Origin of the sequence: Paraburkholderia caffeinilytica (assembly GCF_046030355.1) — a bacterium.
GTDB classification, from domain to species: domain Bacteria; phylum Pseudomonadota; class Gammaproteobacteria; order Burkholderiales; family Burkholderiaceae; genus Paraburkholderia; species Paraburkholderia caffeinilytica_B.
Map to the genome: position 1 here is coordinate 88,125 of NZ_JAQQCQ010000004.1, position 23,373 is coordinate 111,497.

At 61.3% G+C, this 23,373-nt stretch carries 20 protein-coding genes; 4 read left to right on the forward strand and 16 right to left on the reverse strand.

Annotated elements, in window-relative coordinates; all coding sequences use genetic code 11:
- Positions 1 to 29: 29 nt before the first annotated feature.
- The 14 genes from PQQ95_RS07365 to PQQ95_RS07430 form a co-directional block, all read right to left on the reverse strand.
- Complete coding sequence (locus PQQ95_RS07365; protein WP_408436369.1) at positions 30 to 1,502, reverse strand: efflux transporter outer membrane subunit; 1,473 nt, start codon at positions 1,500 to 1,502, stop codon at positions 30 to 32.
- Positions 1,495 to 2,697, reverse strand: coding sequence for an efflux RND transporter periplasmic adaptor subunit (locus tag PQQ95_RS07370; RefSeq protein ID WP_408436372.1), 1,203 nt, complete (start codon positions 2,695 to 2,697; stop codon positions 1,495 to 1,497). Before PQQ95_RS07370 ends, PQQ95_RS07365 begins: the two co-directional genes overlap by 8 nt.
- Positions 2,687 to 5,878 carry an efflux RND transporter permease subunit gene (locus tag PQQ95_RS07375; protein ID WP_408436375.1) on the reverse strand — a complete coding sequence of 1,064 codons (3,192 nt, stop codon included), beginning with the start codon at positions 5,876 to 5,878 and terminating at the stop codon, positions 2,687 to 2,689. The genes PQQ95_RS07370 and PQQ95_RS07375 overlap by 11 nt, the downstream gene beginning before the upstream one ends.
- A gap of 511 nt (positions 5,879 to 6,389) precedes the next feature.
- Positions 6,390 to 7,280, reverse strand: coding sequence for a glutathione-dependent disulfide-bond oxidoreductase (gene yghU / locus PQQ95_RS07380; RefSeq protein ID WP_408436378.1), 891 nt, complete (start codon positions 7,278 to 7,280; stop codon positions 6,390 to 6,392).
- A 105-nt stretch (positions 7,281 to 7,385) separates the two neighbouring features.
- Positions 7,386 to 8,291 (reverse strand): isocitrate lyase/PEP mutase family protein, encoded by a 906-nt coding sequence (locus tag PQQ95_RS07385; RefSeq protein WP_408436380.1) that lies wholly within the window; start codon positions 8,289 to 8,291, stop codon positions 7,386 to 7,388.
- A gap of 83 nt (positions 8,292 to 8,374) precedes the next feature.
- Positions 8,375 to 8,995 carry a 3-isopropylmalate dehydratase small subunit gene (gene leuD, locus PQQ95_RS07390; protein WP_408436383.1) on the reverse strand — a complete coding sequence of 207 codons (621 nt, stop codon included), beginning with the start codon at positions 8,993 to 8,995 and terminating at the stop codon, positions 8,375 to 8,377.
- Positions 8,992 to 10,416, reverse strand: a complete 1,425-nt coding sequence (leuC, locus tag PQQ95_RS07395; RefSeq protein ID WP_408436386.1) for a 3-isopropylmalate dehydratase large subunit — start codon at positions 10,414 to 10,416, stop codon at positions 8,992 to 8,994. Before leuC ends, leuD begins: the two co-directional genes overlap by 4 nt.
- On the reverse strand, positions 10,413 to 11,303 hold the full coding sequence (locus tag PQQ95_RS07400) for an isocitrate lyase/PEP mutase family protein (RefSeq protein ID WP_408436389.1): 891 nt from the start codon (positions 11,301 to 11,303) through the stop codon (positions 10,413 to 10,415). The genes leuC and PQQ95_RS07400 overlap by 4 nt, the downstream gene beginning before the upstream one ends.
- 13 nt (positions 11,304 to 11,316) lie before the next feature.
- Positions 11,317 to 12,093, reverse strand: coding sequence for an ABC transporter permease (locus PQQ95_RS07405; protein ID WP_408436391.1), 777 nt, complete (start codon positions 12,091 to 12,093; stop codon positions 11,317 to 11,319).
- On the reverse strand, positions 12,090 to 12,848 hold the full coding sequence (locus tag PQQ95_RS07410; RefSeq protein WP_408436394.1) for an ABC transporter permease: 759 nt from the start codon (positions 12,846 to 12,848) through the stop codon (positions 12,090 to 12,092). The genes PQQ95_RS07405 and PQQ95_RS07410 overlap by 4 nt, the downstream gene beginning before the upstream one ends.
- Positions 12,845 to 13,708, reverse strand: a complete 864-nt coding sequence (locus PQQ95_RS07415; protein ID WP_408436397.1) for an ABC transporter ATP-binding protein — start codon at positions 13,706 to 13,708, stop codon at positions 12,845 to 12,847. The genes PQQ95_RS07410 and PQQ95_RS07415 overlap by 4 nt, the downstream gene beginning before the upstream one ends.
- 7 nt (positions 13,709 to 13,715) lie before the next feature.
- Positions 13,716 to 14,699, reverse strand: a complete 984-nt coding sequence (locus PQQ95_RS07420; protein WP_408436400.1) for an ABC transporter substrate-binding protein — start codon at positions 14,697 to 14,699, stop codon at positions 13,716 to 13,718.
- 220 nt (positions 14,700 to 14,919) lie between these two features.
- Positions 14,920 to 15,741, reverse strand: coding sequence for a GntR family transcriptional regulator (locus PQQ95_RS07425; RefSeq protein ID WP_408436403.1), 822 nt, complete (start codon positions 15,739 to 15,741; stop codon positions 14,920 to 14,922).
- Between the two features lie 158 nt (positions 15,742 to 15,899).
- A complete protein-coding gene (locus tag PQQ95_RS07430; protein WP_408436406.1) occupies positions 15,900 to 16,787 on the reverse strand; it encodes a LysR substrate-binding domain-containing protein in 888 nt (295 codons plus the stop codon).
- A 258-nt stretch (positions 16,788 to 17,045) separates the two neighbouring features.
- Between PQQ95_RS07430 and PQQ95_RS07435 the strand changes: the two genes are divergently transcribed.
- The 4 genes from PQQ95_RS07435 to PQQ95_RS07450 all read left to right on the forward strand — a co-directional run bounded on the left by PQQ95_RS07435 (position 17,046) and on the right by PQQ95_RS07450 (position 20,769).
- Positions 17,046 to 17,813 carry a glutaredoxin domain-containing protein gene (locus PQQ95_RS07435; RefSeq protein ID WP_408436409.1) on the forward strand — a complete coding sequence of 256 codons (768 nt, stop codon included), beginning with the start codon at positions 17,046 to 17,048 and terminating at the stop codon, positions 17,811 to 17,813.
- Positions 17,814 to 18,010: 197 nt separating this feature from the next.
- Positions 18,011 to 18,679 (forward strand): GntR family transcriptional regulator, encoded by a 669-nt coding sequence (locus PQQ95_RS07440; RefSeq protein WP_408436412.1) that lies wholly within the window; start codon positions 18,011 to 18,013, stop codon positions 18,677 to 18,679.
- Positions 18,680 to 19,198: 519 nt separating this feature from the next.
- The gene (gene hchA / locus PQQ95_RS07445) at positions 19,199 to 20,047 is read left to right on the forward strand and encodes a glyoxalase III HchA (RefSeq protein WP_408436415.1); all 849 of its coding nucleotides are present in this window, start codon (positions 19,199 to 19,201) and stop codon (positions 20,045 to 20,047) included.
- Positions 20,047 to 20,769 (forward strand): PA1136 family autoinducer-binding transcriptional regulator, encoded by a 723-nt coding sequence (locus PQQ95_RS07450; RefSeq protein ID WP_408436418.1) that lies wholly within the window; start codon positions 20,047 to 20,049, stop codon positions 20,767 to 20,769. The genes hchA and PQQ95_RS07450 overlap by 1 nt, the downstream gene beginning before the upstream one ends.
- A gap of 65 nt (positions 20,770 to 20,834) precedes the next feature.
- On the opposite strand, the gene PQQ95_RS07455 is transcribed toward PQQ95_RS07450, so the two are convergent.
- Both PQQ95_RS07455 and PQQ95_RS07460 read right to left on the reverse strand, forming a co-directional pair.
- Entirely contained in the window at positions 20,835 to 21,173 is a 339-nt protein-coding gene (locus tag PQQ95_RS07455; protein ID WP_408437007.1) for a hypothetical protein, read from the reverse strand.
- A 523-nt stretch (positions 21,174 to 21,696) separates the two neighbouring features.
- Positions 21,697 to 23,358: a hypothetical protein gene (locus PQQ95_RS07460; protein ID WP_408436421.1), complete on the reverse strand. Its 1,662-nt coding sequence runs from the start codon at positions 23,356 to 23,358 to the stop codon at positions 21,697 to 21,699.
- Between the last annotated feature and the right edge of the window lie 15 nt (positions 23,359 to 23,373).

Consider the following 23,373-nt stretch of genomic DNA (forward strand, 5'->3'; position numbering starts at 1 on the left):
AGGACGAGTACCGCCGCGGGCATCGAACGTCACCCTTTGACACCGCTGACAGCGACTAGCGCCGGCGCCTGCGCGGCGGTGGCCAGTTCTTCGCTCGACCAGCCGCCGCCAAGCGCCTTGACGAGTTCCACATTCGCGCTCAGCAAGCGCGTCTGAATATCAAGGGCGCCGCGCTGCGCATCGAGCGCCGCAGTCTGAGCCTGTACCACGTCGAGATAGCCGACCGCTCCCTGGCGGTATCGGTTCAGCGCCAGATCCAGGGAGTGCTGCGCTGAATCGACAGCGTCACGCTGCTGTTCGAGCGCCGTGCTGAGATCCTGCAGCAGCGAAAGATTGTCTTCGATTTGCTGGAACGCCGACAATACGACGCCGCGATAGCGCGCGCCTGCTTCATCGGTTGCCGCCTTTGCGGAATCGAGTTGTGCGCGGCGCAGGCCGCCGTCAAACACGTATTGAACCAGTTGCGGACCGATCGCCCAGAAGATGTTCGGCGCGCTGACCAGCCCGGCATACATCGAACTCTGGACGCCGCCTTGCAAGCTCAGCGTGATCGACGGGAAAAAGGCCGCACGTGCTACGCCGATTTTCGCATTCGCTTCGGCGACGCGACGCTCGGCCGCTGCAATGTCGGGACGCCGCTGCAACAGGGTGGACGGCAGGTCGACCGGAATGACCGGCAACGCAATCGCCGCGGTTTTCTGCGGCAGACTGAACTCCGATGCGGACGCGCCCGTCAATTCGGCGATCGCATGCTCGATCAGGGCGCGCTGCGCGAGGTTCTGCGATAACTGTGATTTCGCCGAAGACAATTGCGTCTTCGCGCGCGATACGTCGAGACCGGACACGATCCCGCCGCCATGCAGCGTCTGCGTCAATTCCAGCGCACGTGCGTAAGCCGCGACGGTGTCGGTCAATAGCTGGGTCTGCTGATCGAGTCCGCGCAGGCGCATGAAGCTGTCGGCAAGCTGAACCTGCAGGCTCAACTGCACGGAGGCCAGATCAGCCTGGGTGGCCAGCGCTTCGTCCTTGCCTGCCGCCACGGAATCGCGCACCCGCCCCCACAGATCGAGGTCGTAATCGATCTCGCCCCCGAGCGTGGCCGAGTTGTAATAGTCCGGACCACCGGCGCGCAACGGCCGGTTATCCGACTGACGGTCGCGCTGCGGGACTGCGCTGGCAGTGACTTTCGGGTACAGCCCGGCCGAAACCTGATCGACGAAAGCCTTGGCCTGCTGGTAATGCGCGTAAGCCGCCGCAAGATCGGTATTGTTAGCGAGCAGCCGTTGTTCGAGGTCGTCGAGTTGCGGGTCGTTATAAATCTTCCACCAGCCGGTGCGGCTCAGCCGATCCGCGGGCTGCGCGCTAACCCACGGGCCGAGCGTGCGGTACTGCGCCGCGACCGGCGTCGGCGGCACATGGTAGTCCGGGGCAAGCGAGCACGCCGCAAGCGTGCCGATGCCGGCAAGAAGCGCCGGAATCCTGAGCATTGCGGCCTTAGCCATTGGCGCCCTCCTTGTTCGGGGCGCTGGGGCTTCGAGCCGCTGTGGCAACCTGCACACGATCACCTTCGGCGAGGCCGTCGGGCGGCGTATCGATCACGCGGTCGGTTGCGGCGAGTCCCGAGCCGATTTCGACCGAGTCGCCGAAATCGCGGTTGATCGTCACCGTCTTGAACACGACCTGGCCATTTGCGCCGAGCGTCGCAACCCGCAAGCCGTGAGCATCGAAGACGAGCGCGCTGGCCGGAACCCGCACCGCATTCTGCTGAACCGGCAGTCTGAATTGCAGACTCGCAAAGCCACCCGGCAGCAGCTTGCCATCCGTGTTATCGACCAATAGCTGCACGAGCGTCGTTCCTGACGCCACGTTGACCGAATCCGCCGCGGCGACCACACGGGCGGTGAAATGCTGCCCCCGATATTCCGGTACGGTCAACGTCGCGGTCGTGCCGCTGCGCACATCCGGCGCGTAAGCCTGCGGCACTTGCACGTACACGCGAAGGCGTTTCACATCGGAGACCACGAAGAGTTCCTGGCCCACGCCTCCGCTGCCCGCATTGATGAGCGCGCCCACGTCCGTGTCGCGGGCGGTCACGACGCCATCGAAGGGCGCGACGATGCGCTCGAAGCCTTTGGTGGCGACGAGACGGTCGACGTTGGCCTGCGCGGCCGCCACGGCCGCTTTCTTGGCGGTGTAGTCGCCCGTGCGTTCGTCGACTTCCTGCTGCGCGACCGAGTCGGTGCCGAGCAACGCCTGCCAGCGCTTCGCGGTGGTTCCCGCCAGCGCCGCATTAGCCTGCGCGCTCGCGAGGTCGGCACGTGCCTGCAGCAACTGCTGATCGAGTTCGGGCGACTCGATCACCGCGAGCAATTGCCCGGCCTTCACCGGTGTGCCGATCTCGGCGCTCCACGACTTCAGGTAGCCGCTTACGCGCGCGAAAATCGGCGCCCGTGAATACGCTTCAAGGTGCGAAGGCAGATCGAGCGTCGGTCCGTTCGCGGCGCTCACCGGATGAATCACATTGACCGTCGGGATCGTTTGCGCGCTGGTCCACGACTTCAGGTTGCGGGCATCGACGACGCGCAATGTCACACCGGCGACGACGACGATGACTGCGATGACGATACCGGTCACGCCGATGGTGACGAGCCGGCGCCGCGGTACCGGCTGGTTGGCGACAACAGGTTCAGACGACATGAGCGGGACCTCCCGTAGCAGGTGTCGGGGCAATGGCGCGGCCAGGGCGCGAGTGGATGATGCAGAAAATCACCGGGACCAGAAGCAGCGACGCGGTGGTGGCGAAAATCAGACCGCCGATCACGGCGCGGCCAAGCGGTGCGTTCTGCTCACCGCCCTCGCCCAGCGCGAGCGCCATCGGCGCCATGCCGATGATCATCGACAGAGCGGTCATCAGCACCGGACGGAAACGGGTGAAGCCGGCTTCCAGCGCGGCCTTCATTGGATCGCCGTGCTCGGCGAGCCGCTCGCGGCAAAAACTGACCACCAGAATGGAATTGGCGGTTGCCACGCCCATGCACATGATCGCCCCGGTCAGCGCGGGAACCGATAGCGTGGTGTGCGTGGCGAACAACATCCAGATGATGCCGGCAAGCGCCGCAGGCAAGGCCATCACGATCACGAACGGATCGGCCCAGGACTGGAAGTTGACGACCACGACCAGATAGATCAGCACGACCGCGCCGAGCAGGCCGAACAGCATGCCGGCGAACGCGCTGTTCATGGTCTGGACCTGACCGAGCAGCGCAACCGTGGAGCCTTTCGGCAGCGTGGCGGCGTTGTTCTGCACCACGCGCTGAATGTCGGCCGCAACCGCGCCGAGGTCGCGGTCCTGGGTGGTCGCGAAGATCTCGACCATTGGCTGGATGTTGTACTGGCTGACGACCGCGTTCGTGTTGGTCCGCTCGACAGTCGCGAGGCCGCCGAGAATCTGGCCGCTGTTCTGCAAACTGGACGTAATGGGTAGATTCTGCAGCGAAGCGAGTGAATCGAGACTGTATTGCGGTGTCTGCATCACGATCGGATACGACACACCGTTCGCATTGTTCAGCCAGAACGTCGGCGCGACCTGACTCGAACCGGCGAGGTTCACCACCAGACTGTTCGTTACGTCCCGCTCGTTGATGCCGAGCAATTGCGCGCGGGTGCGATCCACGTCGACGTTGAAGGTCGGCGAATTTTGCGCCTGCTGGATGCGCGCGTCGACCACGCCCGGGATCTGGCGGATCTCGCGCAACAGACGGTTTGCATAGACGAAATTGCCGGGCAGATTGTTACCGCGGACCTGCAGATCGACGGGTGCTGGCGAGCCGAAGTTCAGAATCTGGCTGATGATGTCCGCGGGTGGAAACGAAAAGGTGATACCCGGGAAAAGCCGCGGCAGCTTCTCGCGCATTTGCCGCACGTAGTCCGCCGTGGGGTGGTGATCTTCGTTCAGCGCGATCTGGATGTCGCCGTCCTGCGAGCCGATGGTGCCCGTGTTGTTGTACGCGAGATTGATACCGCTGACGGGCAAGCCGATGTTGTCCACCATCGTGCCGAGTTCGTCGGGCGGGATGATCTGGCGGATCGAGTTCTCCACGTCGGAGAAGATCTGCGCGGTTTTCTCGACACGCACCCCCACCGGCGCGCGAACGTGAAGCAGAATCTGACCCGCGTCCACAGCAGGAAAAAAGTTGCGTCCGAGCAATGGCACCAGCGCGAACGACACGAGCACGAAGGCGAGGAAACAGATCACGAAAGGCGCGCGATGATTCAGCGCCACTTCGAGAATGCCGTGATAGCCGGCGCGGACCTTTTCGAAGCGCCGTTCGAAGCCCTGCTGGAAGCGTCCAAGTGGTCCGGGGCGTTTCTTTTCATGCTCTGCTTCGTCCAGCTTGTGAGGATGCAGCAGGTACTTCGCCATCGTCGGCACGAGCGTGCGGGACAGGATGAACGACGAGATCATCGCGAAGATCACGGCTTCGGCCATCGGCACGAATAGAAAACGCGCCACGCCTTCGAGGAAAAACATCGGCACGAACACGATGCAGATACACAGCAGCGCGACGAACGCCGGCGTGACGATTTGCGCACCGCCGTCGAGAATGGCTTCTTCAACCTGCTTGCCCTGCTCCAGATGCCAGTTGATGTTTTCGATCGTGACGGTTGCATCGTCGACGAGAATCCCCACCGCGAGCGCGAGGCCGCCGAGCGTCATGATATTGAGCGTTTCGCCGAGCGCCGATAACGCCGCGATCGATCCGAGAATGGCGAGCGGAATCGAGGTCGCGATGATGACCGTCGAGCGCCAGCTGCCTAGGAACAGCAGGATCATCAGACTGGTCAGCGCGGCCGCGATGACGCCTTCGCGCGCCACGCCGCTGATCGCCGCGCGCACGAACAGCGACTGGTCGCCGATCGGCGCGATCTGCAGCGCGTCGGGCAACGACGGTTTCGCGTCGATGACGTGCTGCTTGATGCCCGAGATAATGCCGAGCGTCGACACCGAACCGTTCTTCAGCACTGACATCAGCACGGAACGCTTGCCGTCCACGTGCACGATATTCGTTTGCGGCGGACTGCCGTCGCGCACATTGGCAACGTCGTGGATATACACGGTGGTGCCGTTGACCGCTTTGATCGGCAGATCGCCGAGCGCCTTGAGCGCGGACGGTGCGTTGTTCAGTTGCAATGTGTATTCGTGATCGCCGATCTTTTCCGTACCGATCGGTGTGAGCAGATTCTGACTGGCTAGCGCGTTCGCGACGTCCTGCGCCGACAGCCCGCGCGCCTGCATCGCGGCCGGATTGACGTCGATCTGTACCTGACGCGATTTGCCGCCGAACGGATAAGGAATCGACGCGCCGGCCACGGTGACGAGCGCCGGGCGCAACTGGTTCAACCCGAGGTCGCCGAGGTTCTGCTCGGACAACCCTTTGCCCGATAACGCGAGCTGGATGATCGGCACCGTCGACGCGTTGTAGTTCAGGATCAGGGGCGGCGTGGTGCCTGGCGGCAACTGCCGCAACTGCGTTTGCGCCACCGCCGTGACCTGCGCGTTCGCGTTGCTGATGTTCACGCCTGGCTGGAAGAAAATCTTGATGATCCCAAAGCCGTTCACCGACTCAGCCTCGATGTGCTGAATGTCGTTGACGGTGGTGGTCAGCGAACGTTCGAATGGCGACGTGATGCGTCCCACCATCTGGTCGGGCGGCAAGCCGGTGTATTGCCAGACCACACTGATCACGGGAATGCGAATGTCGGGAAAGATGTCGGTCGGCGTCTTGAGCGCGGATAGCGGCCCTATGATCAGGATAAGGATCGCGAGGACAACGAACGTGTAGGGCCGCCGGAGGGCAATACGTACTAGCGCAAGCATAGCAATTCCAGGACTCGGTGTTGAGTTGATGGGTCTCCTGACAACCCATCGCACGTGAGCTGCCCCGGGAATGCATCGGCTGGCCACGGGGTTCGTGGAAAGCCCGGGCCGATATCACGACCGTCGTTGCCGGCTAGGTGTTGCTGCATGACACGCCACATGATCTTTGTTCCAAAGACGGCTGAAGCGAAAATGTACACAACCGGAAATAAACTTGCAGAGCACCTCGCGCGGTTTCGTGTATCTGCCGATGCGCTCGCTAGCGCGCGCCGGCTCTGTCCGCAAACCCGCCGGACACGCTTCTGCCCGCATCCGACGTGGTTTTTCGATTAAACACCCGCACCGATGCGCCTCCGGAAACGCCATAACAAGCTTGCCGGAGCGAATCTATTTTTTTATTACCATAATTTACGTCCGGCATGGACACCGTCTATTACTGGCGTTTTGCGCAACGGCCAATGCGGATTACCTTCAATGGCAGATAAGTCGGTACGCCTATTTCGGGTCACCGCTATTTCTGCTCAGTGAGCTTGTCTTGCGTGAGCTTGTCTTGCGTATTGAACTCGAAATCGCTCGCGGCATGCCGCTCATGGAGTTGATCCGCGAGCTCGCCAAAGAGCCGGTTGACCTTGCGCCCCCGCTGCACCGCGGGGCGCTCGCCAATCGAATTCGCCCAGCGCTGGACGTGCTGATAGTCTTGCACCGACAGGAATTCGCCGGCCTCGTAGAGCCGCCCTTCCACAAGGCCGCCGTACCAGGGCCAGATAGCCATATCGGCGATGGTGTACTCGCTGCCTGCGACGTACTGGTTGGCTGCGAGTTGCTTGTCGAGTACGTCGAGCTGACGTTTCACTTCCATGGAGAAGCGGTCGATCGCATATTGGATTTTTGTTGGCGCATACGCGTAGAAATGGCCGAAGCCACCACCGAGGTACGGTGCGCTTCCCATTTGCCAGAAGAGCCACGACAGGCACTCGGCGCGAGCATCGGGCGCGGCAGGCAGAAACGCTCCGAATTTTTCCGCGAGATAAAGAAGAATCGCACCGGACTCGAACACTCTGATTGGCTTCGTGCCGCTGCGATCCACCAGCGCGGGAATTTTCGAGTTCGGGTTCGCCGCTACGAAGCCACTGCCGAACTGTTCGCCATCGCCGATCCTGACCGGCCAGGCGTCGTACTCCGCGCCACCGTGACCGAGAGCGAGCAGCTCTTCGAGCATAACGGTGACCTTCACGCCATTGGGCGTGGCGAGCGAATACAGTTGCAGCGGATGAATGCCGACCGGCAGATCCTTGTCGTGCGTAGCCCCTGCAATAGGGCGATTGATGTTGGCGAATCGGCCACCGTTATCTTTGTTCCAGGTCCAGACTTTCGGCGGCGTGTAATCGGCTGAATCACTCATGCTGCAAACTCCTTGCGTCCGTATAGGACGGGTTAGGTTTTTGCAGCGAGAGTAACAAATTGCGGGAGAATGCGCTGGCAGGCAAACCTTGGCATGCTGCGCGCTTCAGGTCGCGCCGGCTTTACGCTCGAGCTCGCCACTCACCAGGTTAAACGATGCTTCTTCGGCCACCGCGTCGTCAAGACCGACAAAACGATTGAAGTCCTCGAACGAGGTCATGCGGTCCGCGACCGCATCGGTCGAGCCTTCCCGCATAAAGATCTCCATCATCTCCTTGACCGCCTTATGCATGGCAAACATCGGCTCGATCGGACACAGCGCGTAGTCGAATCCAAGCGTGTAGACCTGGTCTAACGTCAGGTAGGGGCTTTTGCCGGAGCGCGCCATGTTGAACAGGATCGGCTTGCCTAGCGGTTTGAGCCGCCGCACGAGCTCCTGCATCTGTTCGATGCTTTCCGGCGCGTCGGCGTACAGACCATCGGCGCCCGCCTCGGCATAGGCCGTGAGGCGCTCGATCGCATCGTTCAATCCCGTCACGGCAATCGCATCGGTTCGCGCGACCACGAAAAAATCAGGATCGGTTCGCGCGGCCAGCATCGCCCGCAACTTCGCCTGCATCTCTTCCGTAGGTATCACCTGCTTGCCGGCAAAGTGGCCGCATTTCTTCGGTACGGCCTGATCTTCCAGATGCAGGACCGACGCGCCCGCTTCTTCCCAGAGCCGGATGGTGCGCTGCACGTCGAGGATGCCGCCGTAACCGGTATCCGCATCGGCGAAGACCGGCAGCGATGTCACCCGGCAAATACGGCGGATATGATCGAACATCTCCGTCTGCGTCAACAGCCCCACATCCGGCTGCCCGGCCACGATCGCGGACGCGGCGAAGCCGCTGACATAGATCGCTTTGGCGCCCGCCTGTTCGGCGAGCTTCGCGGTCACGGCATCATGCGCGCCGAGGCATACGAACGGCGGTGACCTCAACAATTCCCTGAAACGTGCTGAGCGGCTCACGGTGCTTCTCCCGGTAAGGTCGGATCAAGCGATGCTTGCGGGTTGCGTCAGCGCAACTGCTGCTGTCAATGCAAGCGGGCAAATTAACGCGGCATGTAAGCCCAGTTGCGTTTGATGCGATCGGCGCTGCGAAACGCGTCGATCGCGTCGGCCAGACGCAGCGTCTGATCGACTTCGTCGAGACCTTCGAGCAGGACCCGCTGGCGCGCGGCATCAAATTCGAACGACATCGGCACGAGCCCGCTGGCGCGAATCTCCAGCGCGCGCAGATCGACTTCGAGCGGCGCGCCGCCGGCGGCGGCCGCCGCAAGTTGCTCGATCGCGGTGGCATCCAGAACGATTGGCAACAGCCCGTTTTGCAGACAGTTGTTGTAGAAGATGTCGCCGAACGAAGGTGCGATCACGCAGCGAATGCCGAATTCTTCAAGCGCCCACACAGCCATTTCGCGTGAACTGCCGCAACCGAAGTTCGCGCCACCCAGCAGAAAGACGGTATGCCGGAACGCGGGCTGATTGAGCACGAACGCCTCGCGCTCGCCCTGCTCCGGACCGCCTTCCTGATAACGCAAGGTCTCGAAGAGCCATGGACCGAGTTGTCCGCGCACCAGTTGCGAGATCCGTTCGATACGAATGATCAGATCGGTATCGACGTTATTGCGCAGCAGCGGGGCAGCCGCACCTTTGACTACCGTGAACGGTTTCATGATGCAGTTCCCGTCTGTACGCTGGCTGGTGCAGCAATGTGACCAGCCAGCGCGCTGGCCGCGGCCACGGCCGGACTCGCCAGATGCGTGCGCGCACCCGGTCCCTGGCGGCCGACAAAGTTGCGATTCGACGTGGATACGCAACGCTCGCCGCGCCCTACCACATCGCCGTTCGCACCAACGCACATCGAGCAGCCAGGCTCGCGCCAATCGAAACCCGCCGCGCGGAAGATCTGCGCAAGACCTTGCGCTTCCGCCTCGCGCGCCACGCTCAACGAGCCGGGTACGACCCACGCGGTCACGCCATCGGCGATATGATGGCCCGCCACTACGCGCGCCGCCGCCTGCAGATCTTCGAGGCGGCTGTTCGTGCACGAGCCGATGAACACGCGATTGACCGCCAACTCGTCCAGATGCTGCCCGACCTGCAAGCCCATGTAGTCGAGTGCGCGTTGCAGCGCATCGCGGCGCGCGGGATCGGATTCGTTGCGCGGATCGGGAACGGCTGCGTCGATCGCGATGACATGCTCGGGGCTCGTGCCCCATGTGACTTGCAGCGGGATTGCCGCGGCGTCGATCTCGACTTCGCGGTCGAATTGCGCGCCGTGGTCGGTCGGCAAGTTTCGCCAATCCTGCAGCGCCGCGTCGAAATCCGCGCCCTGCGGCGCATACGGACGGCCACGCAGGTAGGCGAAGGTCGTCTCATCCGGTGCGACGAAGCCGAACTTGGCGCCGAGTTCGATCGTCAGATTGCACAGCGTAAGACGCGCCTCCATGGACAGCGCTTCGACTGCCTCGCCGGCGAACTCCACGGCGTAGCCGGTGCCGGCGCCCGCGCCCAGCGCACCGATCACGAACAGGATCATGTCCTTGGCCGTGACGCCTTCGGCAACGGCCCCTTTGAAGCGTATGCGCATCGTGTGCGGCTTCTTCTGGCGCACGGTCTGCGTGGCCAGCACATGCACCAGTTCAGTCGAGCCGATGCCGAACGCGAGCGCGCCCAACGCCCCATGCGTGCAGGTATGGCTATCGGCGCACACGATCAGCGTCCCGGGCAGCGACAAACCCAGTTCCGGTCCGATCACGTGGACGATGCCCTGTTTGCCTTCCGGGCCAATATCGAACAAGGGGATAGCGTGCTGTTTCATCTGCCCGCGCAACGCGTCGACCATCGTCGTGCTCCAGGCCGCATCCCCGGCGCGGCGTCCGGGTTGCGTGGAGATGACGTGATCGAGCGTGGCAAAGGTCAGCTCGGGGTTGCTCACCGGCAGATTGCGGGCTTCGAGTACGCGCATCGCTTCGACGCCGGTCAACTCATGCATCAGGTTGCGATCCACCTGCAACAGATCGACGCCGCCCGGCAAATGCGCAATGGTGTGGCTGTCCCACAACTTGTCGAACAGCGTGCGCGGCGCGTTCATGACGTGGCCTCGCTGTTTTGCGCGTGACGCTTCTCGAATTCCCACACCTCGGGGAAGCCTACCAGTTCGTGCAACTGGTCCATCGTGAACGAAGGCACCTGCAGATCGAGCGAGTCGCCGTGATCGAGCAGGTGACGGTACGCGCTATCCAGCGCCGCCGTGGCCGCAGCCATGCCGATTGACGGATAGATTGCAATACTGAAGCCCCACTCCTTGAGCGTGCTGCTCGCCACGACCGGCGAACGGCCGGTGGGCACCATGTTGGCGAACAGCCATGCGCCGCTTCCCCCCAGTTCGCCACCGATTCGCTGAAACTCCTCCGCGCTTTCCGGCGATTCGACGAACACGATGTCCGCGCCCGCGCTAGCGAAAGCCTTGCCGCGCCGGATCGCTTCGTCGAGACCGAGCGTGGTACGCGAATCGGTGCGGGCAATGATCAGCATATCGTCGCTGCGGCGTGCTTCCAGCGCGACTTCGATCTTCTTCAGCATCTCGTTGAGCGGCACAACCTGGCGGCCCTGGGTATGGCCGCATTTCTTCGGCATCACCTGGTCTTCCATCTGGATCGCCTGCACCCCGGCGGCTTCGTAGCCGCGCACCGTATGCCGCACGTTGATCAGGCCGCCGAAGCCCGTATCGGCGTCCGCGATCAAGGGCTTGTCGATGCCCTCGGCAATCTGCCGGGCGCGCCCCACCATGTCCGCATAGCTGGCGAGGCCTGCATCCGCCACGCCGAGATACGAACCGGATACGCCATATCCTGTCATGTACAGCGCCTCGAACGGCAGCCGGTCAGCGACACGCGCGGAAAACATGTCGAATACACCAGGCGCGACGACAAAGCGTCCGCTCTTGAGAATCTCCTTCAGCTTCCGGGACGTGCTCATCGACCGCTCCTGCTCAGTTGCTATGGGTGAGATGCCGCTGCCACGCAAGCAACAGCAGATTGACGAGGGTCGCAAAGACGAACAGCATCAGCGCGAGCGCCATGATCGTGCTGGTCTCGCTGCGGTTCATCGCGATCATCAGCATGTGGCCGATGCCGCTTTGCGACGCGAACATTTCGCCGATCAGCGTGCCGAGCAAGGTCAGGGAGAAACCGATGCGCAAACCGGCGACCACCTCGGGCACGCACGCGGGCAACAACACGTGGCGCGCGAACGCGAACGGACTCATGTGATAGGTGCGCGCCGCCCGTGTATAGATGGGCGGCAGGTTGCGCACCGCATTCATGGTGAAAATGGTGATCGGCACGATGCCGTGCATCACGCCGAACACGATCTTGGCCCATAAGCCGAGGCCGAACGCGAGCAATACGACCGGATATAGCGTGACCTTGGGGATCGAATAGAAGCCCATCATGAGCGGCTCCATGACGTCGCCCGGAAGCTTGCGCGCACCGAGCACCATGCCCAGACAGACACCGCCCGCTGCCGAGATAAGAAAGGCCGAACCGAATGCAAAGGCCGTCACGGAGAGACTCGCCGGAAAATCCGGATCGCTGACGATATGAACCGCCCGCGCTATCGTGCGCCAGGGCGTAGTGACCGCATCCGGGCCGAGCCATTCGCTGAGTAACTGCCACAGTACCGCCAGCGCGACGACCAGCGCGACGCTGTCGAGCCAACGCCTTGCATGACGCGGCCTAGCGACATGTACCACGACGGTGGTGCTCATACGGCCTCCCGGCGAATGCGCCGGTAAAGGCGCGCTTCGGCAGCACGCAGCAAGGCGTTGATCGTACCGACGAACAACAGCATCAGCACCATCAGGCCGTACATGGTCGGATTGTCGAAGTTGTTGTAGGCGAAGGCGATCTGATAACCGAATCCCGATCCCGACAGCACGAATTCGCCGGCCACCACCGCGATAATTGCGTAGACGACGGTCAGCTTGATGCCGGTAAACACAAACGGCAAACTCGACGGCAACGTGATCAGACGGATTTCGTCGAAGGTATTCAGGCGGCACACGCGGGCCGTACGCATCAGCACGCGAGGCACGCGCTCAAGACCGTTGAGCGTATTGACCGCCATCGCCACGACCGCGAACAGAAAGCCGATGCCCACCAGCGGCCAGCGATTCAATCCGAGCACGACGATCAGGATCGGGTAAAGCACGAATATGGGCACCGCGTAGTACGACAGCAGCAGCGGGTCCAGCACGCGGCGCACACGCGGCAACCGGAACAGCAATACGCCGCCGGCGAACCCGACGACCACGGCGAATACCACCGCAAGCAACGCGCTGCCGATCGTTTGCAGAATGTCCGTGGTGTACTGGCCGGATAGCAATAACTGCACCGCACTGACCATCATCCGCGATGGCGGAATAAAGGAGATCGGATTGATCCACGCAGCGCGGCTCGCGATTTCCAGCAGCACGATCAGTCCGACAACCAGTCCGAGTCGCCAGCGCGCGGCGGTGCTCATTGCTGGCTCCCGAGCGCTTTGAGCGCTTCTTCTCGCAGAAGGCCCCACACTTGCGCAGTCAGTTGGCCGAAGCGCGCATCGAGCGCAGTCGTGCTATCGCGCATGCGCGGCCAGCCGGTTTCAATGGTCGCGATGAAGCGGCCGGGACATGCAGACATCACGCCAATGCGATCCGAGAGCAACACCGCCTCATCGATCGAATGAGTAATCAACAGCACCGTGGCGCCGGTGTCGCGCCACAGCTTGAGCGTTTCGTCACCCATCAGAAGGCGCGTCTGCTGGTCGAGCGCGCCGAACGGTTCGTCGAGCAGCATCAGGCGCGGCCGGACCACCATCGCGCGCGCGATGCAGACCCGCTGACGCATGCCACCCGACAATTGCGCAGGGTAGGCATGCGCGAACGATCTGAGTCCCATGAACGCGAGCGCGTGATCGACTCGCGCGCGCACTTCCGCCTCGGCGACGCCGGCCTGTCGCGCCGCGAATGCCGCGTTGTCGAACACGTCGAGCCAGGGGAAGCTTGCGTCTTCCTGAAACACGACTGCCACACCGTCTGGCACTTGCGCGCCTACCGGCTTGCCTTCGAACGTCACCGCCCCGCCACTCGGCGGATTCAAGCCTGCAAGCACATCGAGCAGCGTGGATTTGCCGCAGCCGGACGGCCCGACCACGGAGAAGAACTCGCCCGCGCGCAGTTCGAGGCTTACTGGTCCAAGTGCGTGAAACGGCGGCTTACCGTCGCTGCCCTGATAAATGCGGGTGACATCGGTGAGGGTGGCCTCGATGCTCTTGCCGTCGGCGGACAGCGTGCTCGGGGCGACCATCGAGATATTGGCGTTGCGACGGGATAGCGCGCTCATCGAGACCTCACTTCCTGCTGCGCAGATCGGCTGGCAACATCGATTCATCGACGATCTTCGTCCAGTCGAACGGACCTTCCGGAATGGCCTTGACCAGCACGAGGCCTTTCAATACTTCGTCCATACCCTTGTAGTCGAAGCTGCCTTCGCTCCAGTACTTCGGGTCGCTATCGAGCACGTTGTTGATCGCCGAGGCCGCGACCGCCGGATCCATCTTGTACTCCCTGGCGAGTATCTGGGCAGCCTCCGCACGATGCGTCGCCATGTAGACGACCGCCTTGCGGCGCGCGGCGATGATGCCGCGGATGACGTCGGGATGCGCCTTCAGATAGTCGGTGCGCACAATGCCGACGGTCTGCGTTTCATTCGGCACCACGTCGTTCGAGCGGAACGCAATACGCAATCCTTCTTTCTTCGCGCTATATGACGGCTCGGTCATATAGCCGACATCGACCGCACCCTGCTGCAGCGAAGTGAGCATCCCGCTCGAACTGCCGACCGGTTTTCGTTGCACCTGGCCAAGAAGACCAACACGCTCGAGCGCGATTGTGGAAATCATGTCGGTCGTCGATTTCGGGCTGCTGTAGCCAATCGTCTTGCCTTTCATCTGCTTGATGCCGGTGATCGAACCGTTCTTCATTTCGACCCACACCAGATCGCCGAGACTTTGCACGCCGCCGTGCACGATCGTCAAATCGACACCCTGCTTCACCGCGGCGATGGCTGCCGGCAACGCGACTTCACCATAGGGAATATCGGAGGCCATCGCATTGCGGATACTCGTTCCGCCCCCTTCCGACGTGATGAAACCGGTTACGTCGACTTTCTCTTCCTTGAAGAAACCCTTATCAAGCGCGACGGCGAACGGCACGCCATACATGCCGTCGCCCCAGTGCGTGACCGTCAACGAACTGGCGTGGGAACCGGCGCTCACCAGCGCCAGCACCGCGCTCAGACAGATACCCCGCACGACATTGCGAACCGCATCCATGTGCTTTGTCTCCTTCCACGATTGACGGTCGACTGGCCGTCATATTCGTTATGCCGCCGCGCGTCCGACGCCGGCGGCCGGTCAGCAACAGGGTCGATCCAGTCGACGAAACCCCATCACCGTGTAAGTTAATGTATGCATTAAATCGCGCAAAGTACAGTACGGATGCGGTATTTCGCGGCTAGGTTTACCCGTCCTGCCGACGCCGGCTCATCCGCTTTCAGGCCTGATGGATGCCATATTGCTGCAGCACCGCAGTCTGTTCGCGCCAGCCGCGCTCACGATGCGCGCGGTATAGACGGGTCGCGCGCGCTGCATCGCCGCGACGCATGGCCTCGATAATTTCGTAATGCTCGGCGATGGATTTTTTCGGTTGCGGGTGCGGTCTGAGTTGCTGCGTAAAACGGCGCACCCGATGCACCTGGTCACGACAATTCATCACGACCTGCGCGAGCCGTGCGTTGCCGCCGAGATGTACTAGCGCTTCGTGAAAGGCCTCGTCGGCAGCGGCCCACGCGTGCATATCCTGCGCGTCGAGGGCGTCCGTCATCTGCTGACATGCCTTTTCGAGCGGACTCAGATCGACGTCGCTGCGCGCTGCCACCAAAGCCGCAGCGGTCGACTCGAGACTGATCAAGACCTGATAGATGTAGCTGATGTCGGAGACCGACGTCGGCACGATGCGGATGCCATGACGCGGCACGATCTCCACGAGGCCCTCACCCTGCAGCCGGATCGCGGCTTCGCGGATCGGTGTACGGCTCACGCCGAACATAAGCGCGAGGTCCTGTTCAAGCAGATAGGAGCCTGGCGTCAGCTCGCTTTCAATGATCATCTGCCTGAGGCGGTCGTAGGCGTGTTGCGACGAGTTACCGTTGCGCGGCCCTGGCTGCGCAACGGGCCGGGATTCCTGCTGCGTTTCGGCTACCGGAGTTTTCCCGCTACGTGCCGCGCGTGCCTTGCTGAGCGGTGGCGAAGCCTGATGGTCGGGAGCGGCACGCCTGACTGGCTGCGCTGGCTTGGCCGATTTGCGTTCTGGCACGACGTCTCTCCTCGCGGCGCCCAGCGGACGCGGCAACCCGGCATGGCAAGCGCACCGTCGCGCCAAAACCGGGCGCGATGCGCCGACGCTTGGATGCTAGCACCAGGAACCGGGCGACGGGAGGAAGGGAAACGCTTATTGCCGCGCCGCAAGCTCGCTTACACGCCGCACAGATGGGCGACGAGCATGCGGCAGGCAACCGGCAATGCGTCCAGCGAGCGGACCGCCAGCAGCAGATCGCGCTCAGCCCAGGCATCGGTCAGCTCGACCAGCGACAGCCCGAGTTTAGCCGCCTGCTGCCGGGCGACGGCACAGGGCATGACACCGAGGCCGAGTCCCGCGGCGATCATCAGGCATTGCGCGTCGTAGCCCGTTACCTGAATGCGCAGGTTGACCGGCCGGGCATGCGCGTGAGCCGCGCGCGTGAGTTGCTGACTGATCGCCGTATCAGACGGCAGACCGACGTACTCGAAGGCGAGCGTATCCGCGAAAGCGACCGCCTTGCGCTGCGCCAGCGGGTGGCCAGCCGGCATGACAAGTATCAGACGGTCCTGGTGATACGGGAATGTCTGCACGTCATAGCCGTGCGGCACCGACGTAAACACGCCAATATCGACCGCATTGTCCGCGACAGCCTTCACCACACCGATGCTGGGCTTTTCCTCGAGCTGGATCTGAATCCGGGGATGTTGCGCGGCGAATGCCTGAATTTCGCCCGGCAGAAACTGCACGACCGACGAAACGTTCGCCGCAATCCGTATCAGACCGCTGACCCCACCCGCGCAATCGCGCATCTGCACCGCGACCTCGTCGAGTTCATGCAATGCGCGATGCGCCAGCGCGACGAGCCGCTCACCCGCAGCGGTTAGCGCGACGCCTTTGTTGGTCCGCCGCAGAAGCGTGACGCCCAGTACCGCTTCGATTTCGCTGATTCGTTTGCTGACGGCCGCCGCCGCGATGTGTTCGCGTTCCGCAGCGGCCGCGATGGTGCCGGCTTCTGCGACGCTGACAAACAGCCTGAGCGAAAGCGGATCGAGTGTCGACATGACGTCCCGCAGTGAAATGACCGGTTTGCCCAGTGCCGCCCAGCCCGGCTACGGGCTTAAGCATACGCCGCGGACCCGGCATCGGGTCTGGCCAGTGTACCTAAATAGCCCACGGCCATTCGTTGTCATCGTGGTTCGCGATGACGGCATGCTCAAGCATTGCTTTGCGCACGCGCACCACCTGGCAACAATGTAGCAACCGGCGGTCGCGTCCCAGGCGGCTGTGCCTGACGTTGACCCGCCCGAAAGGAGTGAGTGATGCAAACCGCGGCCCCTGCAAAAATCAAGGTGTTCTGGCAACCCGGCTGTTCGTCCTGTCTGCGCACCAAGGAATTTCTGACGAAACACGGCATCGAGTTCGAATCCATCGACGTGCACAACGACCCCGCCGGGCGCGAGCAACTGGCCGCATTGGGCGCACGTAGCGTGCCGGTGGTCGCGCTTGGCGGCAAATACACGTTTTGTCAGTCGATCAATGACGTGATCAAGTTCCTGGATCTAAAAACCACGGCGATAGAACCGCTGCCCCCAACCGAACTGGTGAGCCGCCTCGAACGGGTACTTGAATCGAATGCGAGATATACGCGGCAATTCAGCGGCGCGGCGTTTCGTGAACCGTTCAGAAATCGCAACCGCACGCCTGCGGGGCTGACGTTTCATGTGTTTCGTGTCGCGGAAATGGGGATCGAGGCGGCGCAGCAGATCGAATTGCGCTTTGAGGGATTCGATGATGTGCCGCCCGCGCAGTGGGGGCCGGAGGACATTGCGGCGTGGGGTGAAACCGTGAGGACGCGCTTGCGGGCGTGGTGGGACAGCGAGGCTGACCCGTCTCTTGCATTTGACGTACCGACCTACTATGGAAGGCGTCCCATGCATGAGGTGCTCGAGCGCACGGCCTGGCACAGTGCACAGCACACGCGGCAGGTCATGTTGATGCTCGAAAGCGAAGGGATACAGGTTGACCGGCCGCTCACCGCGCATGATCTGGCGGGATTGCCGTTGCCGGACGAGGTCTGGGACCGGTGAGCGTCTGCGGATAACGACGGCAGTCCCCGGCCTCGGGGAAGGAGAAAATGGCGCGAGCATTCGCGCCATTTTCTTTTGCGGATTTGCCAAACGATGCGGGGACAGGAAGGAGGCAGGGTCCGCACTATAATAAGAGCCCAATCGACCCAACCCTGTGGCTCAAACGGCCCACTCCATCGGCGAGACAGAAACGCCCCATGACCACGCCGCGCGAAAAATCCACCGATTCGGTGTATCAACAACTCCGCGCGAAAATCCTCAGCAATGAATTTCGCCCGGGCATGCAATTGCTCGAACGCGATCTGGTCAGTCTGTTCGGCGTCAGTCGCACGCCCGTGCGCGAGGCGCTGGTCCGTCTGCAAAAGGAAAATCTGCTGCAGATCGTGCCGCGTCACGGCATCCGTGTGCGCCAGGTGTCGCTCGCCGATATCGAGGAAATCCACCAGGTGCAGACCAGTCTCGAGGCCACTGCGGCCGGCATCGTCGCAGCGGCGAAGCTGCGCGCAAAGGACCTGACGATCTTCAACCAGGCGTGCAACGCAATGGATCGCGCGCGCGAGAAAAACGACCCGGATGCCTGGGTCGCCGCCGACGATGCCTTTCACTCGCACCTGCTGAAACTCGGCGGCAATCCGCGGCTCGCTCAGATCGTCAATGAATGCTGGGATCAAATTCGGCGCGTACGCGATCTTACGTTGAGGCTAACAGCGTTGGCCGACATGCCGGCGGCCGGACATCGGGCCATCGTCGAAGCGATACGTGCCGGCGACAGCGCCACGGCCGAGCGCCTTTGCCGCGAGTACCGCGCGCGCTGCCTGCAGTTTCAGATCGATACGTTGCGGCGTTTCCGTATCCTTGAGGTCTGATTCGCGCGGGTCGGCGCCTGGAAGACGGCATGGTGCCGTGGTGCTATGCGATGACCGTGGTGAAGCGATTTTGCATCGCTTCATCACCCGATCTTGCTCGACGCTCTCTGCAACGTGAGAGCGTCGCCTAGATCACTTTCACTCGATCATCAACAGACAGCCCAAACCCGCGTGGTTAAAGGATTTGGCTGTGATCGAAATAGGCCGTTACCATCGCTTTTACCGTCAACCGCGTAGGGCCTTTGCTGGCGCCGGAGATGGGGCGATTTGCTGGAAAGCGACTCCAGCGACACCGCCATCAATCAGGTACAAGCATGCTGTATGTAACGAACCGCGCCGCAAGACCATCGCGGCCGCTTGAGATGCCGCCACGCTTAGCTCAGCTCACTTAAACCGTGCTTGCGGTAGCGTGGCTAAGCAGCTCGAACTCTGTCATTTCGTTGACGGAAATCCCTCATTGCGCCAAGCCTATTGACACGGCATCTTTGGACACTCTACGAAAAACCAATGAGGCTTTATATGTCCGCTCAAAATACTTCCGACAAGAAACCGCAACCTGATCCGGCAGAGAAGGATGCGTTCTTTCCCTCAAGCTATTCCCTAAGTCAGTTCACCTCGCCAAAGTCCGATCTGAGCGGTGCCGATTACCCAAATCTTTATAAGGGCGGGAAAAAGATCCTGATGATCGGGGCCGACGAGCGCTACCTTCTGACCGACAACGGCAGCTTTTTCTCGACCGGCAACCACCCGGTGGAGACGCTGTTGCCCATGTACCATCTCGATAAAGCGGGTTTTGCATTCGACGTGGCGACCGTATCGGGAAATCCGGTCAAATTCGAATATTGGGCTATGCCTTCCGAAGACGAGGAAGTGAAAGGCTTCTTCGCCAAATATCATCCGCAATTCAAGCAGCCGCTGACCTTGTCCGATGTCATCGCGCAAGGTCTCGACGACTATGCAGCGATCTTCATCCCCGGCGGCCATGGAGCGCTGATCGGCATTCCCGAGAGCAAGGATGTCGGCGCAGTCCTGGAATGGGCGGCGGCGAACGACAGATTCGTCATCTCCCTGTGCCATGGCCCTGCGGCCTTCCTCGCGGTCGGCGACAGCGACATCTATCGCGGTCAAAAAATTTGCGCCTTCCCCGACGCGCTCGACGCCAAGACGCCCGATATCGGCTACATGCCCGGTCACCTGACCTGGAAATTTGGCGAGAAGCTGACGGCTCTCGGCTTTGAGATCATCAACCATGGCATCTCGGGCGCTGTGCACAGGGATCGCAAGCTGATCACCGGAGACAGTCCACTGGCCGGCAATGCACTCGGCAAGCTTGCGGCCGAGACGTTGCTCAAGGAAGTCAGGGCCTGATGTCGAATTCGGTCGCGGTGGAAGCGGCATTCCGGAGCGCCATCGTCATCGAGGGTGCCAGAACCGTTGCCGCAATCGAAAAGGAGGTTCGCGCGTTCAGTGCCCCGCTCGGTTACGACCGCTTCGTGCTGTTTTCGGCATCTGCCGCTCGGGACGAAGTGGTCGAGAGCATTTATTGGCTAGAAGGCGACTGGTTTAGTACAGGTGAGCCGGTTGATGCTGAGACCTATGTGCGGCACTGTCCGGTGACGCGCCACATTCTGGAAACGCACGAGCCATTCTTCTGGACCAAAACAACAGGAGCGGAAGGCGAACTCTACCGAGTCGTCCATGTACCCCAAGGCCACGGTATTCACGGCCTCCAGGTTCCTGTGTTCGGCCCGTTGGGACTGGAAGGCGCAATGAGCCTCGGCGGGGAACGGATCGATGCATCTCCGCAGGCCCGGCTGGCTTTGAAACTCATCGCCGAAGCGGCGTTTCTCGCGGCGCGCACGCTGTTGGAGGCGCCCGTGGGTGACGGGATCGGAGCGCTTTCTGACCGGGAGCGCGAGGTATTGGCCTGGACAGCCGCTGGTCGACGGCAGGCCGACATCGCCGCGACGCTCGGTCTCTCCGAACGCACGGTCGAAAATCATCTGCGCCGCATACGCAAGCGTTTGGGTGTCACAACAACTGCGCAGGCAGTCCGGGTAGCGATCCGAACTGGCGAGATCGTTGCGTGAGGACATCACAGTCGGGAGAAACGAGGTGAGTAAGACGGTCCTCATCACCAGCGCCGCAACCGGGTTCAGTCGTGATGTTGCCTTTGGTCTGGCGAGCCGCTGCGCGTAACGTTCGCTCTGGCGTGCTGCGACCGCGAGGCGATGAGCTGGGCGGCCACGACGGCAGGCCACAGCGGCGACATCGTGCGTGAAGTGATGCTGGGGCCAGCGGGGTTGTGCACCTTTTCACCGTGGGCGATGGCGTAGACGTAGACCTGCTTCACGATGTCCCGAATCTGCACCGCGGTCGCCAGCGCCCCGCGTTCACCACTGGGCGATACCTTCACGTACGTCCCGTCCCGATCAGAAGCCTTATAAACCTTGGACTTAGGCTTCAGATTACGCAGTGCAGCGTCGGTAAGCATCGAGGTTTTCCTCCTGTTTTTTGACGGCTTTTACCGTCAGGGATCAGGAGACCTGTTGATGCCCGGAAAGCCGCATAAAACAAGCTTTCCCGAGAAGCCTTTTACCGTCAAAGACGGTAAAAGGCTGAATAGTGAACGGGAGGGTCTTAATTCGGACTCGATTCTTACCGTTAGTTCTACCGTCAACCTGTTTTGCTGGCCGGCGATAGCTACCGACAGATGCCGCGACGTATTTTTTATCAATCAACACGTTACGACGATTTCTCGATAGCTGGCGATAGTCCTCGAAGGACCTGATTTCACTCCCACTCGATCATCAACAGATCGCCTAAACCCGCGTAGTTAAAGGGATTGGCAGTGATCGACATGAACCTTTACCGTCGCTTTTACCGTCATCCGACAGGAGCTCACTCTGGCGCGGAAGATAGTGAGATCTAAGGGGCGACGACGCTACGGACGACATCGTCGATCACCTCACGAGGATACAGGAGACAGCTTGACCTTGTCCTGCGCCCCCTTTCCATCAGACCGCCTCCGTTGTCCTTAACAGCTTCTCAATAGCTGCGACCACCACCTCCAGAGCATTGATAACGCCATCTAAGACGAAATCGAGTGCCCGTCCATAGCCTGCATTGACGTTTGCTGTGTCGAAGCCAAGCTGCTGCAGGGTCGTCAAGCAACGATCAACGGCCTCGTGCGCATCGGCGATTCTGAGATCGTTATTCAAGAACAAGGGGGCCATAGATTCATTGCGGTCGCTCCAACGCTCTGGCTCCCTGGCGGAGGCGAAGGCATCGCTTGCCTCCTCCTGAGCATTCAGCCCTTCGAGGACGTTCAAGAGTGCTTGTAATAACCGAAGGCTTCCCAGGTCCCTAACGGCCCCCTTCGGACATCCGGCCCGCTCCAACAATAACTTGAGGTATCCGTTTGGAATGCGCTGCCACACCTCGTGCAAGCCTTTGCAGCGGGCGAGGAACATCTGCTGAGTCATATTCAACGGTGCAACCTGAGCCAACCGTCTGAGCGCCGGATAGGCTAGCCAACCATTGGCTGCCACCTCTGCACGATCGAAGCCGGTCAGCTCGACAGCCGACTTGTTCAATCCTACGGTTGCACCCAGTGCAGCAAGCCCATCACCCAATCGTAGAAGTACCTCAAGCAACTGCTGTATCTTGGCGACCACATGCTCTTCTTCTAGATCCACGTGTGCCAAGTCGGCCGGATCAATCGCAAATGTTCTAGCGTGCACAATTTCGCGATCCGGCTTTGGCTTATACAACTCACGCATCGGCACCTTGATCAGATTTCTACCGACTCGCTGACACTCGGTAAAACTCCACTGCCCCCTATAAGATGGGCTACATGACCATTTACCCCAAACATAAACGGGCGTCGAATCGTAGAAAACGCTCTGTTCGTACTTCTCCAAGAATCGATCATCCAGATAGACCGGATCATGCCCCAGCAAGGCGTTCGCACGTGCGTGAGTCATAGGTTCGGCATCACCAGGCCACCGAATTCCTTCAGCGGTTTGCTCAGGACAGAGATCGGGCATCACCGCTTCGACTGAAGCCCATAGCTGGAGCAGAAGTCCGCCCTTATGCTCACGAATGTCCAACTCATACCAGGCAACCCCCTCGGCAGGCTTACGGACGACATGGGACTCTCCTCCCATGATTGCGCGGACTTCCGGGTCATCTGGTAGCAAGGCAGAGTAATAGAAGACGCGCACGCCCCGGGCTCCGCGCAACCAAAGGTAGCGACGGAGGTACTCGTTCGACATGCGCCAACTAACCGATCTCTTCAAGTTCCAGTGATAGTCACTGGAAACCTCCCCCTCTGCCACACCAATTTCAGGGAGACCCAAGTCGTCGTAGACCAAACGCTGCTGATCGTTCCCGACACAACGAGGCGTCAGCCCAAGCGTCATCCAGACTTTCTCGGCTAGATTGAAGGTGTAGAACGAGCCATTACCCCATGCCGCAACAATATAGTCGTACCCCGATATTGATGGAGAAAAATTGGCGGAGCAGCCGCGCTCGTCACCGGCAGGTACGGAATACTCAACCACGCCACCGCCGGCTTCAGAAACAACCTCGATGGCCCCGTCGTCCGTGCCAGGAACCACCGCCATGAGCAAATGTAAGTGCTCAGCCTGCTCCCCATGTGGATCAGATTCATACATGGAGGCCACCTCCAC

Bases quoted from the DNA above. Each gene is read 5' to 3' on its own strand.
- PQQ95_RS07365 (WP_408436369.1), bottom strand. From the start codon at position 1,502: ATGGCTAAGGCCGCAATGCTCAGGATTCCGGCGCTTCTTGCCGGCATC.
- PQQ95_RS07370 (WP_408436372.1), bottom strand. From the start codon at position 2,697: ATGTCGTCTGAACCTGTTGTCGCCAACCAGCCGGTACCGCGGCGCCGG.
- PQQ95_RS07375 (WP_408436375.1), bottom strand. From the start codon at position 5,878: ATGCTTGCGCTAGTACGTATTGCCCTCCGGCGGCCCTACACGTTCGTT.
- yghU (WP_408436378.1), bottom strand. From the start codon at position 7,280: ATGAGTGATTCAGCCGATTACACGCCGCCGAAAGTCTGGACCTGGAAC.
- leuD (WP_408436383.1), bottom strand. From the start codon at position 8,995: ATGAAACCGTTCACGGTAGTCAAAGGTGCGGCTGCCCCGCTGCTGCGC.
- leuC (WP_408436386.1), bottom strand. From the start codon at position 10,416: ATGAACGCGCCGCGCACGCTGTTCGACAAGTTGTGGGACAGCCACACC.
- PQQ95_RS07400 (WP_408436389.1), bottom strand. From the start codon at position 11,303: ATGAGCACGTCCCGGAAGCTGAAGGAGATTCTCAAGAGCGGACGCTTT.
- PQQ95_RS07405 (WP_408436391.1), bottom strand. From the start codon at position 12,093: ATGAGCACCACCGTCGTGGTACATGTCGCTAGGCCGCGTCATGCAAGG.
- PQQ95_RS07410 (WP_408436394.1), bottom strand. From the start codon at position 12,848: ATGAGCACCGCCGCGCGCTGGCGACTCGGACTGGTTGTCGGACTGATC.
- PQQ95_RS07415 (WP_408436397.1), bottom strand. From the start codon at position 13,708: ATGAGCGCGCTATCCCGTCGCAACGCCAATATCTCGATGGTCGCCCCG.
- PQQ95_RS07420 (WP_408436400.1), bottom strand. From the start codon at position 14,699: ATGGATGCGGTTCGCAATGTCGTGCGGGGTATCTGTCTGAGCGCGGTG.
- PQQ95_RS07430 (WP_408436406.1), bottom strand. From the start codon at position 16,787: ATGTCGACACTCGATCCGCTTTCGCTCAGGCTGTTTGTCAGCGTCGCA.
- PQQ95_RS07435 (WP_408436409.1), top strand. From the start codon at position 17,046: ATGCAAACCGCGGCCCCTGCAAAAATCAAGGTGTTCTGGCAACCCGGC.
- PQQ95_RS07440 (WP_408436412.1), top strand. From the start codon at position 18,011: ATGACCACGCCGCGCGAAAAATCCACCGATTCGGTGTATCAACAACTC.
- hchA (WP_408436415.1), top strand. From the start codon at position 19,199: ATGTCCGCTCAAAATACTTCCGACAAGAAACCGCAACCTGATCCGGCA.
- PQQ95_RS07450 (WP_408436418.1), top strand. From the start codon at position 20,047: ATGTCGAATTCGGTCGCGGTGGAAGCGGCATTCCGGAGCGCCATCGTC.
- PQQ95_RS07455 (WP_408437007.1), bottom strand. From the start codon at position 21,173: ATGCTTACCGACGCTGCACTGCGTAATCTGAAGCCTAAGTCCAAGGTT.
- PQQ95_RS07460 (WP_408436421.1), bottom strand. From the start codon at position 23,358: ATGTATGAATCTGATCCACATGGGGAGCAGGCTGAGCACTTACATTTG.